General features: G+C 56.9%; 13 protein-coding genes. 3 read left to right on the top strand and 10 right to left on the bottom strand.

Annotation, left to right across the window (positions count from 1 at the left end; all coding sequences use genetic code 11):
- Positions 1 to 17: 17 nt before the first annotated feature.
- The 6 genes from gss to AB3N39_RS17550 all read right to left on the bottom strand — a co-directional run bounded on the left by gss (position 18) and on the right by AB3N39_RS17550 (position 7,374).
- A complete protein-coding gene (gene gss, locus AB3N39_RS17525; protein ID WP_325848635.1) occupies positions 18 to 1,880 on the bottom strand; it encodes a bifunctional glutathionylspermidine amidase/synthase in 1,863 nt (620 codons plus the stop codon).
- A 110-nt stretch (positions 1,881 to 1,990) separates the two neighbouring features.
- Positions 1,991 to 2,968, bottom strand: coding sequence for an ABC transporter ATP-binding protein (locus AB3N39_RS17530; protein WP_115876265.1), 978 nt, complete (start codon positions 2,966 to 2,968; stop codon positions 1,991 to 1,993).
- Complete coding sequence (locus AB3N39_RS17535) at positions 2,965 to 3,942, bottom strand: ABC transporter ATP-binding protein (protein WP_115876266.1); 978 nt, start codon at positions 3,940 to 3,942, stop codon at positions 2,965 to 2,967. The genes AB3N39_RS17530 and AB3N39_RS17535 overlap by 4 nt, the downstream gene beginning before the upstream one ends.
- Positions 3,935 to 4,780, bottom strand: coding sequence for an ABC transporter permease (locus AB3N39_RS17540; RefSeq protein ID WP_367896922.1), 846 nt, complete (start codon positions 4,778 to 4,780; stop codon positions 3,935 to 3,937). The genes AB3N39_RS17535 and AB3N39_RS17540 overlap by 8 nt, the downstream gene beginning before the upstream one ends.
- A gap of 5 nt (positions 4,781 to 4,785) precedes the next feature.
- Positions 4,786 to 5,739, bottom strand: a complete 954-nt coding sequence (locus AB3N39_RS17545) for an ABC transporter permease (protein WP_133295136.1) — start codon at positions 5,737 to 5,739, stop codon at positions 4,786 to 4,788.
- A 45-nt stretch (positions 5,740 to 5,784) separates the two neighbouring features.
- Positions 5,785 to 7,374 (bottom strand): ABC transporter substrate-binding protein, encoded by a 1,590-nt coding sequence (locus AB3N39_RS17550; protein ID WP_133295137.1) that lies wholly within the window; start codon positions 7,372 to 7,374, stop codon positions 5,785 to 5,787.
- 245 nt (positions 7,375 to 7,619) lie between these two features.
- Here AB3N39_RS17550 and yghU point away from each other — a divergent pair, with 245 nt between their 5' ends.
- Both yghU and AB3N39_RS17560 read left to right on the top strand, forming a co-directional pair.
- Positions 7,620 to 8,486: a glutathione-dependent disulfide-bond oxidoreductase gene (gene yghU / locus AB3N39_RS17555; protein ID WP_115876270.1), complete on the top strand. Its 867-nt coding sequence runs from the start codon at positions 7,620 to 7,622 to the stop codon at positions 8,484 to 8,486.
- A 160-nt stretch (positions 8,487 to 8,646) separates the two neighbouring features.
- Complete coding sequence (locus AB3N39_RS17560) at positions 8,647 to 8,979, top strand: glycine zipper family protein (protein ID WP_133295139.1); 333 nt, start codon at positions 8,647 to 8,649, stop codon at positions 8,977 to 8,979.
- A 105-nt stretch (positions 8,980 to 9,084) separates the two neighbouring features.
- Here AB3N39_RS17560 and AB3N39_RS17565 read toward each other — a convergent pair whose 3' ends face one another.
- Both AB3N39_RS17565 and AB3N39_RS17570 read right to left on the bottom strand, forming a co-directional pair.
- Positions 9,085 to 9,339 (bottom strand): hypothetical protein, encoded by a 255-nt coding sequence (locus AB3N39_RS17565; RefSeq protein ID WP_133295140.1) that lies wholly within the window; start codon positions 9,337 to 9,339, stop codon positions 9,085 to 9,087.
- Positions 9,340 to 9,467: 128 nt separating this feature from the next.
- On the bottom strand, positions 9,468 to 11,015 hold the full coding sequence (locus AB3N39_RS17570; RefSeq protein ID WP_045403971.1) for a methyl-accepting chemotaxis protein: 1,548 nt from the start codon (positions 11,013 to 11,015) through the stop codon (positions 9,468 to 9,470).
- A gap of 231 nt (positions 11,016 to 11,246) precedes the next feature.
- On the opposite strand from AB3N39_RS17570, the gene AB3N39_RS17575 reads away from it, so the two are divergent.
- Positions 11,247 to 12,287, top strand: coding sequence for an aldo/keto reductase (locus AB3N39_RS17575; protein WP_133295141.1), 1,041 nt, complete (start codon positions 11,247 to 11,249; stop codon positions 12,285 to 12,287).
- 64 nt (positions 12,288 to 12,351) lie between these two features.
- Here the strand turns inward: AB3N39_RS17575 and AB3N39_RS17580 are convergent, their stop codons facing one another.
- Both AB3N39_RS17580 and AB3N39_RS17585 read right to left on the bottom strand, forming a co-directional pair.
- The gene (locus AB3N39_RS17580; RefSeq protein ID WP_008499805.1) at positions 12,352 to 12,840 is read right to left on the bottom strand and encodes a TIGR00645 family protein; all 489 of its coding nucleotides are present in this window, start codon (positions 12,838 to 12,840) and stop codon (positions 12,352 to 12,354) included.
- Between the two features lie 81 nt (positions 12,841 to 12,921).
- On the bottom strand, positions 12,922 to 13,425 hold the full coding sequence (locus AB3N39_RS17585) for an ESA_00282 family adhesion-associated protein (RefSeq protein ID WP_111963268.1): 504 nt from the start codon (positions 13,423 to 13,425) through the stop codon (positions 12,922 to 12,924).
- Positions 13,426 to 13,507 lie beyond the last annotated feature (82 nt).

Raw genomic sequence — 13,507 nt, forward strand, 5'->3', positions numbered from 1 at the left:
TTTAAAGCGGCTAAGAACTACTTATCTTTAACCACGATCAGCGGCTCGATATCGCTCTCTTTCTTCACCACCAGCGAGTCATCGCCGCGCAGACAGGTCCCACCGTAGTTCCCGCCCACGGTAAAGGTACAGACCTGAATGTACTTCCCGTCGACCTTCGGCAGGCACCATAGCTGCTGGTAGATGTTTTTACGGTCGACAAACTTGCCGCTGGATTTATCCAGAAGCTCGTCCTGGGCGCTGATCAGGTCGATATTGCTGCCGCAGCGTCCGGCAATCGGCTTAACGGCGTATCCGGTCTGCTTCAGCAGATCGTTGACCTCAAAATCGGTGTCGAGCAGGTAACGGTGATTGGGGAACAGTTGCCACAGCACCGGAAGAATCGCCTTGTTGCCTGGAATAACGGTCCACAAAGGTTCAAAGACCAGCACCTCCGGGCGCAGCAGAACGTCAATCAGGCGCACTTCGCCTTCAGGATGCCCGGTGCGGATCGGCACGGCGGCATATTCGGTTTCGCTGACCTCGCGGATCTGCTCTATCGCCGTCTCCCACGCCCAGGTTTTCCACACGCAGTTGACGTGGCGACCCTCGTCGTCAATCAGCTGTCCGGCGGTATCCCAGCTGAGCGCCCCCAGCCCGTGGAGGATTTTGGTCTCAAACCCGGCCTGCATCAGCGAACGCTGAATAAAGAGCGCGTGATAGTCCTCTTCGACATCGTTGTCCTGCATGATGTGGACGAACGGCCGCGCGTGGCTGTGCTTCCAGGCGCCGGTCAGCTCTTCCAGCAGGCCTTCCGCCGGGTTATGCCCGTTGCCGCGATAGCCGTTTTTCACCCACTCTTCGAGAATCAGCCCGCCCTCGGTATGGCAGGAGGCGGAGTCGGCGTTGTACTCGTAGACCTTGATGCCGCGCTCATCCATGCAGAAATCCATACGACCGGTGATCATATGGTGACGACGCCACTGCCAGGAGAGGCGCAGGCGCGGCCAGAGGATTTTCGGGATGTCGAAAAGCGCCAGCAGGCTGTCGTCTTTCAGCACCTTGTCCGTGGCGTGCAGGTACATCAGATGCAGTTCGTTGGTGGCCTTGATCAGCTCCTGTTCGGCGCTTTCGGTAATGGTGAAGTACTGGCAGGGATCTTTGTTGATCACGTGGCCGTTGGCGCGGATATACGCCTGCTGCAGCGCGTCATTTTCGTTGAGCCACTTGCCGTCGAACTGACGTTTGTTTTTCAGCCGCGCGCCGCTGATTTTCAGCAGTTCACCGTCGATTTCCGGCTGGGGAATGCTGTGTTCCGTATCCTCGGTCTGGATCATCCAGCCGAGAATTTCCGTGTCGCTGAAGGTGTCGTGGAGGGTGTAACACCCGTTCTCCACGCTCAGGCGCAGCTCGCGCGTCCACTGCTGCCCGAGCGGCAGCGGGGAGTGAATCACGTTCTGCTCCGCAATACGCACCCTATCGTCCAGAAGCTGGGTGATCACCGCCACGTGGCCGGTCTCGTGAAACTCGCCGCCCTTTTGCCAGATCAGCAGCGCTCCGGCGCGCGGGGCGCGTTTTGAACCGTTGGCAAAGGCCTGAAGGGGCAGAATGTTATCGTTCACCACCTGACGCAAAAAGCGCAGAGAGAAGATCTCCCACGCCATACCGACGTCGGTAAACACAAAGCCATAGTTGAGGAACAGGAAACGGCGGGCAAACTCAACGCACTGCCACTTGTGGCCCATGTATTCGTTGCCGATGTAGCTGCGAAAATCCGCGTCTTCCGGGTATTTTCGCGGGTCCAGACTGCCGTAATTTGAAGAGTAAATCGCCACGCCACCGGGCGCATAGCCTAACAATGTCCCGAATGGCGCATCACTGCTTAACTTTCCTTTACGCATGTATCCAACCTAAAACAGGCAGGCGGCAATTTTTTATGGGTTGTCGTCGTCTGCACGTTGTAATTAACCTGACAGAGGGACATTTATCATACACCTGCGCGGCGCATTAACTACATGTTAAACAGCCAGCACGCCGCGAAATGCCCTGGCGCGATCTCCTGCATCGCAGGCTCCTGCGTCTGGCAAACCGGCATGGCGTGCGGGCATCGGCTGCAAAACTTACAGCCCGGCAGCGCGGACGTAGGGCCGGGCATTTCACCGCGCAGGGTAGCGTCTTCAAGGTTGCGAATCCGCGGGTCGGGCTGGGGAACCGCCGCCAGCAGCGCGCGGGTATAAGGGTGCGCCGGACGCTGATACAGCTCATTCGCCGGGGCCACCTCCACCAGCTTACCGAGATACATCACCCCAATGCGGCTGGAGATATGGCGCACCATGGAGAGATCGTGGGCGATAAACAGATAGGTTAGCCCCAGCTCCTGCTGTAGATCCTGCAGAATATTCACCACCTGCGCCTGCACCGAAACGTCCAGCGCCGAGAGCGGCTCATCGCACAGCACAAATTCGGGACGCACGGACAACGCGCGGGCAATACTGATGCGCTGACGCTGCCCGCCGCTAAACTCATGCGGGAACCGATCAAGGTGTTCCTGCTTCAGCCCCACTTTGTAGAGCAGCGTTTCCGTCCGTTCCCGCTGTTCTTCACGGCTGTAGCCGTGGATCTGCATCGGCTCGGCCACCAGCTGTCGCACCGTCATGCCTGGGTTAAGCGAGGAGTAAGGATCCTGAAAAATCGCCTGCATCCGCTTGCGCAGCGGCTTGAGTTCTTTTTCGCGGGCGTGGGCAATCGCCTGCCCGGCGAAGTGGATCTCGCCCGCGGTAATATCGAAAAGGCGCAGAATGGCGCGTCCGAGCGTCGATTTCCCGCAGCCGGACTCCCCCACCAGGCCAAACGTCTCGCCGGGCTGGATATCAAAGCTCACGCCATCAACCGCCTTCACGGCCGCGCCTTTACGCAGCAGACCGCCGTTAAGCTGATAGTGCTTGCGCAGATCGCGGACGCTCACTAATGGTGCCTGTTGTTCACTCATGCATGAGTCTCCTTATCGGCCCATAGCCAGCAGGCGGTGCGATGGCCCTCTCCGGCGGTGTAAAATGCGGGTTGCCGTTCACACTGGGGCATGCGTTTTGGGCAGCGTTCGGCGAACGGGCAGCCCGGCGGCGGGTTAAGCAGGCCGGGCGGCGAACCTTCGATCGGCGATAGACGCTGATTGACCTCATCCGGGCGCGGCAGCGAGGCCAGCAGCCCCTGGGTGTAAGGATGCGCGGGGCGATAAAAGATGTCCTCTACGCTGCCCTCCTCCATCACCAGCCCGCCGTACATCACCACTACGCGGCTGCAGACCTGCGCCACCACGCCGAGATCGTGGGTGATCAGCAGAATCGCGGTTTGGGTCTGCTGCTGCAGGCTTTTCAGCAAACGCAGGATCTGCGCCTGAATGGTGACGTCCAGCGCGGTGGTCGGCTCATCGGCAATAAGCAGCTTCGGGTTGCAGGAGAGCGCAATGGCGATCATCACCCGCTGGCGCATCCCACCGCTGAACTCGTGAGGATACTGGTCGTATCGCCGTTCCGCCTCGGCAATCCCCACCTGTTCCAGCATGGCGATCGCCACCGCTTTGGCCGCTTTTTTCGACAGCTTTTTATTTCGCACCAGGATCTCAGACATCTGCTTGCCGATAGTGAGCACCGGGTTCAGGGCGGTCATCGGATCCTGAAAAATCATCGCGATCTCGTTGCCGCGAATAGCGCGCATCTGCGCAGGGGTTTTCTGCGCCAGATCGTCATTCTGGAAGCGAATGCTGCCGCCGGTGATCCGTCCGTTGCTCCCCAGAAGCTGGATAATCGACTTACAGGTGACGCTTTTTCCGCAGCCCGACTCGCCAACAATGCCGACAAGTTCTCCCGGCTGCACCTGAAAGCTTACGCCGCGCACCGCGTGAACTTCACCCTCGCGGGTGCGGAAAGTAGTTTGCAGGTTATCAAGCGCTAATAAGCTACTCATCGCGATTCGCTCCCGGCTCAAAGGAGGTACGGAAGACATCGCCGAGCACGTTAAAGCTGAACACCGTCAGCAGGATCAGGATGCCGGGGAACATCGCCAGCCACGACGCTTCGCCAATATAAGACTGGGCGTTGTTGAGCATGCTTCCCCACGACGCCGCCGGCGCCTGCACACCCAGCCCTAAGAAGCTGAGCGTCGACTCCATCAGAATGGCCGAGGCGATATTGAGCGTGGCGGCCACGATAATGGTCGGCAGCACGCCGGGAATAATGTGGCGCACGATAATACGCAGCGGGTTTTCCCCCGATGCGCGGGCATAAAGCACGTACTCGCGCTCTTTCACCGACAGGGTTTCTGCGCGCACCAGCCGCGACATGTTCATCCACGTCAGCAGGCTGATGATCAGAATGATGTTATCCACGCCCGGCTTGAGGTAAGCATTCACCACCAGCAGCAGGAAGAAGGCCGGAATGGCCATCAGGATATCCACGGCGCGCATCATCAGGTTATCCAGCCAGCCGCCAAAATAGCCGCTCACCGTGCCCACCACCGTGCCGATAAGCGTGGAAAAGAGCATGGCGAGAAAACCGACCATCAGGGAGATCTGGCCGCCATAAAGCGCGCGGGTGAAGTAGTCGCGTCCGTACTCGTCGGTGCCGAACCAGTGTGCGGCATCCGGCGGTAACGTGCGTGCGCCGAGCGCCATCCGATCCGGATCGTACGGACTTAACCCCGCACAGAGCGCGGCGACAATGAAAATAAAAAGCACAAACAGGGAGAACTGCGCCGGACGGTTGCGGCGCAGCTGGTGACGAACCTGCTGCCAGCGTCTGCTCATCCGGGTTACCTCAGCGTACGAATGCGTGGATCGGCGAAGCGATAAAGCAGATCGGCGATCAGGTTACCGACGATCAGCATCATCGACGAGAGCATGACGATCGCCATGATCAGCGGGTAGTCCAGCGAGGCGATCGACTGGATCCCGAGCAGCCCCATCCCCGGCCAGGAGAAGACGCTTTCCGTCACGTAGGCCCCCACAATCAGCTCACCGAACGACAGCCCAAACAGGGTGATCACCGGCAGCAGCACGTTTTTCAGCACGTGCCTAAACAGAATGCTGGAACGCGTGGCGCCGTAGGCAAGCTGGGTTTGCACGTAGTCGGCCGAGAGCTGCGAGATGGTGTTGGAGCGGATGTAGCGCACATAGCTGGAGAGGTTGTAGAACGTGAGGGCAATACACGGCAGTACGCCGTGACGCAGCACGTCCAGCGCGTTATCTTGCATGCCGATGGTGCGCATCCCCATGCTGGGGAACCAGCTAAGCTGCACGGCAAAGACCGTAATGAGCAAGATGCCGAACCAGAAAATCGGCACCGAGATGCCGATATAGGCGAACAGGTTAAGCAGGTGATCCAACCAGCGATGCTTGAATGCCCCCGCCAGCAGGCCCAGCGGGATCGCCAGCACGATCGCCAGCAGCAGCGACGCGCCCATCAGCCCCAGCGTGGCCGGAATGCGTTCGCCGATCATCTCCAGCACCGGGCGGTGGTAAATCAGCGAATAGCCGAGATCGCCCTGCAGGACATTTTTCAGCCACAGGACGTACTGCGTGACCAGCGGCTTATCCAGCCCCAGGCTCTGGCGGATACGTTCGATATCTTCCGGAGCCATACGCGGCGTAATGTACGCCGCCACCGGATCGCCGGGCGCCAGTTTGACCAGCAAAAACGCCACCAGCGAAATAAAGAACAGCATCGGCAGCAGCTGCAGCAGCCGACGCGTGAGAAGTGTGTTCACGACGTGCCCTTACCAAGGCCCCGACCCGACGGCCGGGGCAATTACTTATTTCTGATAGATTTTTGACAGATCCTGGAACAGATAGACCGGTTTCGGCTCCGCTTCCTGGGTACCGCCGAAACGCTTGTCTACCGCGACGGTCGCATTGGTATAGGCGATTGGGTAGTACGTCATGTCGTTCGCCACGGTCTGCTGAATTTGCTTGTAGATATCAGCACGTTTTGCGGCGTCGGTTTCCACAGCGCCTTTATCCCACAGGGCATCAAACTGCGGATTTTTGTAGTGCGCGTAGTTATAGGCTTCGTTGCTCATGAACAGCGATTTGTAGCCGTCCGGCTCTGAGCCCATGATGTAGCCGCCCAGGTTCAGCTCCCACGCGGTGTTGTTCATATCGAGGCTGCGCTGGGACATGGCGTTGGAGTCCAGCGGCATCAGCTCCACGTTCACCCCAATGCCCTTCAGCGCCTGCTGAATGTAGAGCGCCATGCTCTCCTGGGTTTTGTTGGTATTCACATACGCCAGGCGCAGCTTGAGGTTGTCCGGCGCGCCGGACGCTTTAAGCAGCTCTTTGGCTTTTTGCACGTCGAATTTGTACTGCTCGACGTCATCCGTCTTGTAAAGCGTATCGGGCGTCAGGAAGGACGTCGCCGGTTTGGCGTAGTCCAGCGAGGTAAAGGCGGTCTGGGTCAGCTCGTCTTTGTTGATGGCGTAAGCAATGGCCTGACGCAATTCTTTGCTCTTCATTACCGGCACGTTCTGGTTGAACGTCATATAGGCCAGACGGCCTTCCGGATAGACCACGAAGTCAAACTTACCGGTATTTTTCAGGCGGTTTACGTCCTGCGGGTCAACCATCTTGAGGTTGATTTCACCGTTTTGCAGCGCCAGGTTGGCGGCGTTACTGTCTTTGGCGAAACGGTAGGTGACTGAATCAAGCTTCGCTTTGCCGTTCCAGTAATCGTCAAAACGGGTCAGGGCGTAATATTGTCCGGCGCGGTACTCTTTAAATTTGAACGGCCCGGAGCCGACCGGCGCATCGTTTTTGCTGCTCTTTTCCAGGTCGCCTTCGCCGGCGAACACGTGCTGCGGGATCGGGTAGATCTGTACCAGGGTGCCGGTAAAGGCCGCGCTAACCTGCGGTAAGGTGAACTTAACGGTGCGGTCGTCAACCTTGCTTACCTGTACCGGCTTATCGCCCCAGGTAAACATGCTGCGGAAGAAGCTGTGCTGTTTGGCATCGAGCAGCTTGTTGAACGTAAAGACCACGTCGTCCGCCGTCAGCGGCTGACCGTCCTGCCATTTCAGGTTCGGTTTTAACGTCAGGGTGTAGCTCAGGTTGTCGGCGGAGGGCGTGAGGCTTTCCGCCAGGCCCCACTCGATCTTGCCGTTATTAAAGCTGTACAGCGGGGCATACAACGCCTGCATGATGGTTAACGTTGTGCGGTCGCTGGCATAGAGTGGATTAACGGCTAACGGGTCGCCGGAGGTAATACCGATAATCAGCGAACCGCCCTCTTTTGGCGCGTCGCTTTTTGACGCCGCGGCCGTATTTGTCTCTTTATTTTTCGCATCATCACAGCCCGCCAGGCCTAACGCGAGCGAAACGACCACTGCCGATAACAGAAGCTTGCGCATCTCACTAACTCCTTGCCTAATAAAGTGTTTATGACTGCATCTTTTATTTATGTTGAAGCATCATATTCAGCTTTATCGTTTTACGCATTAATTATGAAAATGCGATTTTCGATTAAGCTTATGCCGGATTTGTTATATATAAGCGCCGGAAGGAATAGCGGTTAATTGATTGCGCTCGCAACGTTAAACGGTTCACAAATCTCCTGCTACACTGCCTCAACACATCACTCAAAAGGCAGGCCAACATGTCAGACAACACGTATCAGCCACCCAAAGTGTGGGAATGGAAAAAGAACAACGGCGGCGCGTTCGCCAACATTAACCGTCCGATTTCCGGCGCAACGCATGAGAAAGATCTGCCCGTGGGCTCCCACCCGCTGCAGCTTTACTCTCTCGGGACACCGAACGGCCAGAAAGTGACGATCATGCTCGAAGAGCTGCTGGCGCTGGGCGTGACGGGCGCGGAGTACGACGCGTGGTTGATCCGCATCGGCGAGGGAGATCAGTTCTCCAGCGGCTTCGTTGAGGTGAACCCGAACTCGAAAATACCGGCGCTGCGTGATCACTCTACGAACCCGCCAACCCGCGTATTTGAATCCGGCAATATCCTGCTCTATCTCGCAGAGAAATTCGGCCACTTCCTGCCGAAAGATCCGGCGGGGCGCACCGAGACGCTGAACTGGCTGTTCTGGCTGCAGGGCGCGGCGCCGTTCCTCGGCGGCGGTTTTGGCCACTTCTACAACTACGCGCCGGTAAAAATTGAGTACGCAATTGACCGCTTTACCATGGAAGCCAAACGCCTGTTCGACGTGCTGGATAAACAGCTGGCGCGCGGTCGCTACGTGGCGGGTGAGGAGTACACCATCGCGGATATGGCAATCTGGCCGTGGTTCGGCTGCGTGGCGCTGGGCAGCGTGTACAACGCCGCCGAGTTCCTGGATGCAGAGAAGTACACCAACGTCCAGCGCTGGGCGAAAGACGTGGCGAATCGCCATGCCGTTAAGCGCGGACGTATCGTTAACCGCACCAGCGGCGAGCTGAACGAGCAGCTCCACGAGCGCCATGCGGCAAGCGACTTCGAGACCAATACGGAAGATAAGCGTCAGGCGTAATGTTCTGCCGGGCGGATCCCCGCCCGGCAGCTGAGATCCTTGACCAGGGCATGATTAGCTTAAAGGTTGAACCGGTATTGCTGGCACTATCTGGACGTTTTTCTCGCGTCAGAGAGTGAGAAATGACGTATCAACCGACAGCAGTCACAAAGGATCTGTTATGAAACTTATTAAAACAACGCTGGTTATCAGCGCCCTCATTTTCTCCGCCTCGGGAATGGCCATCGACAAAACTGCAGCTGGCGCGGTAGCAGGCGCGGCGATTGGCGCAGCGACTGGCAAAGATCTGAAATCAACCGTTGGCGGCGCCGTTGTTGGCGCAGGCACGGGTGCTATGTTCAAAAACGGCGGCAAAGGTAAAGCCGCGCGTAAAGGCGGTGCGGTAGGTGCTGCCGTGGGCGCAGGTGCCGCGGCGGTGACCGGCAAGAGCGTGCTGAAAGGTGCAGCCGTTGGTGCGGGCACGGGTGCGCTGATTGGTGAGGCGACGCACTGATACATACAGCCGGGCAGCGCTGCGTTTGCCCGGTATTAATCACATCCCCGATGACGCTTTCCGCTTATTGTCCGTGTCTCATTCCTAATATTTTTCATTACCACATTAATACTTAATATCCCGCGCTTTTTGCCGTCCGGCCTGTTTCATCTGACGTTTATCCTGGCGGCAGTCGTGATTACTCTGGTTATTGTTCGCCACGCAGGTCTGCTTCACCTGCCGTGACGCGTCGCGGGTTTCCTGCCTGACATCACGCGCCACGCGCCGCTCCTGCGCCTGCTGGGTCGCACTGGCAGAAACCGAGAACAGCATCAGAAGAATGAAAGAAAGGACAGGAATGACAGATAACGATCTGTTCATAGCAACACCTCACAGAAGAGAGCCCAGAACGTCAGGGGGGTTAGCAAAAGAATAGCAGTTTCAACGCGAGCTGAATGGGGAAGGCGTTAATAATACAAGGCCGCATCCGGCGGCCTTGAAACGTTGCGTTATGCCGTCAGGCGGAACTTTTGCACCGAGCGCTGAAGCTCTTCGGTCTGACGCTCCAGCGCCGCCGCCGCCGCGGAAACTTCTTCAACCAGCGAGGCGTTTTGCTGGGTAACGCCGTCCATCTGGGTAATGGCAATTCCGACCTGCGAAATGCCCTTACTCTGCTCCTCTGAGGCCGAGGCAATTTGCTTCATAATGGTCGTCACTTCCGTTACGTCCCGCAAAATCGCATCCATGGTGGTGCCGGTGTCGCTCACCAGCTGCGCCCCCTGCTCTACGCGGGAAACGGAGTCGGTAATCAGCCCTTCAATCTCTTTTGCCGCGTTGGCGCTGCGGCTTGCCAGATTGCGAACTTCTCCTGCCACTACCGCGAAACCACGCCCCTGTTCGCCCGCGCGCGCTGCTTCAACCGCCGCATTGAGCGCCAGAATATTGGTCTGGAAGGCAATGCTGTTGATAACGTTAGTGATTTCAGCGATTTTCTTCGAGCTTTCCGAAATACCGCTCATGGTGGTCACCACCTCTTCCACCAGCGAACCGCCGCGGCTGGCGGTAGTTGAGGCCACATCGGCCAGCTGGCTGGCCTGACGCGCGCTTTCCGCATTTAGTTTCACCGTGGCGGTCAGCTGTTCCATGCTGGCTGCCGTCTCTTCCAGCGCAGCCGCCTGCTCTTCGGTACGGGAAGAGAGATCGTTGTTACCGCTGGAGATTTCCGTCGCGCCGCGCCAGATATTTTCACTGCCGGAGCGGATCGTGCTGACCGCTTCGCGCAGGCTGTCCTGCATGGCGCTCAGCAGCGGCACCAGCTGGCCCACGCAGTTGCGGCCGAACGGCTCAATGGGCTGGCTGAGATCGCCCTGGGCAATCTGGCGGAACTGCTGGCGAATTCGATCCAGCGGTTTGACCAGCATCGCCACCAGGTAACGGTCGGTGAAGAGCAGGATCAGCAGGCCGATAATCGTGGCAACGATAATCACCGTGCGGGTCATGCTTGTCAGGCCGTCCACCACCACGCGGGTGCTGTCGAGCGACTTCGCGGCGGCATTGTTGAACTCCTCAGCGGCCGCACCAAACGCGCGGCTCAGCGGCGGCGTGACGTTGTTGGCCTGCTGGCGATACCCCTCCAGAGCCCCCTGCTTCGCCTGCTGCATTTGCGGCGTTACGCCCTGTTCAAGCAGCGCCTGCCAGGTGCCAATCACCCTGGAAGAGATCTGCTCATCCATCGGGCCTGGGGAGATCGCCTTCATCTCGGCCAGTTTCTTGCCCATGTTATCCAGCGCCTGTTGGGCAGAGGACAGATCCGGCGTGCCGCCTGCGGCTTTGACTTCCATTGCGCGGCTCAGACGGGTCACAAAGCGAAAATATTGATCGTTACCCTGGCTGAGTACCGTCATCTGTTTAACCAGCTGGCGATCGACTTCGTTGCCATCTGAAACGCGAGAAAGGGACCAGGTGCTGTACAAGCCAACACCCGCCCACATTAAACAAAAGATCCCGAGAATCGTCAGCATGACGAAGCGGATCGTGAAATTACGGAGCATATTCATAAGTCTTCCTTGCCGTGAGGGTGAGTTCGCCCAGAGGCGAGTACTACTCTCGTTATCGGCAGGAAAGAGGGAAATTATAACGTTTTGTGATCATTTTTAATTAGCATGGCTTCACTGGTCACACAGCAGTTGTTAACCATCAGGCTCGAGCTTAGTGATGTAATTTGTGATGTGATAAGTTCAGGATGAAAACGTTGTTTCGAAAATTTCATCAATAAGAAAGGAGACATCATGTCCTGGCACCCTTACCCCGGCCGCTATGAGAATATGCAATACCGTTATTGCGGCAAAAGTGGCCTGCGCCTGCCCGCGCTGTCGCTGGGACTGTGGCATAGCTTCGGCCACGTCCAGCCTCTTGATGCCCAACGCGCGCTGCTGCGAAAAGCCTTCGACCTCGGCATCACTCATTTCGATCTTGCCAATAACTACGGACCACCGCCGGGTAGCGCGGAAGAAAATTTCGGCCGCCTGCTGCAGGAAGATTTTGCCGCATACCGCGACGAACTGATTATCTCCACCAAGGCGGGTTATGACATGTGGCCTGGGCCTTACGGTTCCGGCGGTTCACGCAAATATCTGCTCGCCAGCCTCGACCAGAGCCTGAAGCGTCTGGGCGTCGAGTACGTCGATATTTTCTACTCCCACCGCGTGGATGAAAACACCCCGATGGAAGAGACGGCATCCGCGCTGGCCCATGCCGTGCAGAGCGGAAAAGCGCTGTATGTGGGGATTTCCTCCTACTCGACAGATCGCACACAAAAAATGGCCGAGCTGCTGCGCGAGTGGAAGATCCCCCTGCTGATCCATCAGCCGTCCTATAACCTGCTTAACCGCTGGGTCGATAAGACCGGCTTGCTGGATGCGCTGGAAGCAAACGGTACGGGCTGTATTGCCTTCACCCCGCTGGCGCAGGGGCTGCTGACCGGGAAATACCTGAACGGTATCCCTGAAGGATCACGCATGCAGCGCGAAGGGAATAAAGTGCGCGGCCTGACGCAAAAGATGCTCACCGACGCCAACCTGAGCAGCCTTCGCCTGCTGAATGAGATGGCGCAGGCGCGCGGACAAACCATGGCGCAGATGGCGTTGAGCTGGCTGCTGAAAGATGCGCGCGTGACGTCCGTGCTGATTGGCGCAAGCCGCCCGGAACAGCTGGAAGAGAATGTACAGGCGCTGGAAAACCTGCGCTTTACGGAGGACGAACTCAAGCGGATTGACCAGCATGTTGCGGATGGGGAGTTGAATCTGTGGCAGGCGTCGTCTGATAAATAATGCCGCACCGAGCAGTCCCCTCTCCCCTTTGGGGAGAGGGTTAGGGTGAGGGGTAAGGCGTACTTTACTTCTTACTGATCTTATCCAGATACCCCATCACAAACGCAGACAGCACAAACGTCAGATGGATAATGACGTACCACATCAGTTTGTTATCCGGCACGTTCTTCGCGTCCATAAATACGCGTAGCAGGTGGATAGAAGAGATCGCCACAATCGACGCGGCCACTTTATTCTTCAGCGACGAGGCATCCATTTTGCCCAGCCAGCTGAGCTTCTCTTTACGCTCGTCGATATCAAGCTGGGAGACGAAATTCTCGTAGCCGGAGAACATCACCATCACCAGCAGCCCACCCACCAGGGTCATATCCACCAGCGAGAGCAGAACCAGAATCAAATCCGCTTCGGCAATGGAAAAGATATTCGGCAGAACGTGCAGGATTTCCTGAAAGAACTTAATCGTCAGCGCGATAAGCGCCAGCGAAAGGCCAAAATAGACGGGGGCCAGTATCCAGCGAGAGGCGTACATGGCATTTTCAAAAAAGCGTTCCATAGAGTCCTGTTTGCAAAAGAAACCAGCGCCCAGTATATCTCAACGGCGCTGACTGTTTGCAATAACTCAACGGTACGTCACTCAGACGTTGTCTGGATTAACTTCCGGACGTGCGTACTCCGGCCAGACAAGCGCCACCAGTTCAGGATAGGCTTCCAGACTGAACTCGCGAAAACACTGCCGCAAATTCAATACGTCCAGATCGGAATAAGATACCTTTTCTCCGTTAAGACAGCGCTTTTTGATATTGTCATAATATTTATAGACTGCTGAATTCAGATCGCTACAGCGACGCTGCGCCTCAAACAGTCCGGGCGTGTCATTAATTTCCGACATTTTCATGCGCTTAATTGTCGCATGTAAAAAGTCGATATATTCGTGGTTCACCCGCCAGTACCAGACAGGCGTAACGGAGTTCATCAATACAGAGAAATGGTCTTCACCTTCCTCTTTTGTCATCAGTTCAGGTTGTGGGGGCTCACTGGCGTCTTTCGACACTTTCGTTTTATTGAACTCTTGCATCAATAAAAGCACACCAGCGGTCAATAATAGTAATGTGATGACCGTAAAAAAGATGCTGTTCATGGGTAGGCTCCATTTTTTTTGATTTTAAATTTGCCTCATGATATTGTCAACGAATCTCACGCCTTTACCAACCCCACCCTGT

The sequence above is a fragment of the Enterobacter vonholyi genome (genome assembly GCF_040834095.1).
Lineage (GTDB): Bacteria > Pseudomonadota > Gammaproteobacteria > Enterobacterales > Enterobacteriaceae > Enterobacter > Enterobacter vonholyi.

Coding starts and splice junctions, on each gene's coding strand:
- gss (WP_325848635.1), bottom strand. CDS start 1,880: ATGCGTAAAGGAAAGTTAAGCAGTGATGCGCCATTCGGGACATTGTTA.
- AB3N39_RS17530 (WP_115876265.1), bottom strand. CDS start 2,968: ATGAGTGAACAACAGGCACCATTAGTGAGCGTCCGCGATCTGCGCAAG.
- AB3N39_RS17535 (WP_115876266.1), bottom strand. CDS start 3,942: ATGAGTAGCTTATTAGCGCTTGATAACCTGCAAACTACTTTCCGCACC.
- AB3N39_RS17540 (WP_367896922.1), bottom strand. CDS start 4,780: ATGAGCAGACGCTGGCAGCAGGTTCGTCACCAGCTGCGCCGCAACCGT.
- AB3N39_RS17550 (WP_133295137.1), bottom strand. CDS start 7,374: ATGCGCAAGCTTCTGTTATCGGCAGTGGTCGTTTCGCTCGCGTTAGGC.
- yghU (WP_115876270.1), top strand. CDS start 7,620: ATGTCAGACAACACGTATCAGCCACCCAAAGTGTGGGAATGGAAAAAG.
- AB3N39_RS17560 (WP_133295139.1), top strand. CDS start 8,647: ATGAAACTTATTAAAACAACGCTGGTTATCAGCGCCCTCATTTTCTCC.
- AB3N39_RS17565 (WP_133295140.1), bottom strand. CDS start 9,339: ATGAACAGATCGTTATCTGTCATTCCTGTCCTTTCTTTCATTCTTCTG.
- AB3N39_RS17570 (WP_045403971.1), bottom strand. CDS start 11,015: ATGAATATGCTCCGTAATTTCACGATCCGCTTCGTCATGCTGACGATT.
- AB3N39_RS17575 (WP_133295141.1), top strand. CDS start 11,247: ATGTCCTGGCACCCTTACCCCGGCCGCTATGAGAATATGCAATACCGT.
- AB3N39_RS17580 (WP_008499805.1), bottom strand. CDS start 12,840: ATGGAACGCTTTTTTGAAAATGCCATGTACGCCTCTCGCTGGATACTG.
- AB3N39_RS17585 (WP_111963268.1), bottom strand. CDS start 13,425: ATGAACAGCATCTTTTTTACGGTCATCACATTACTATTATTGACCGCT.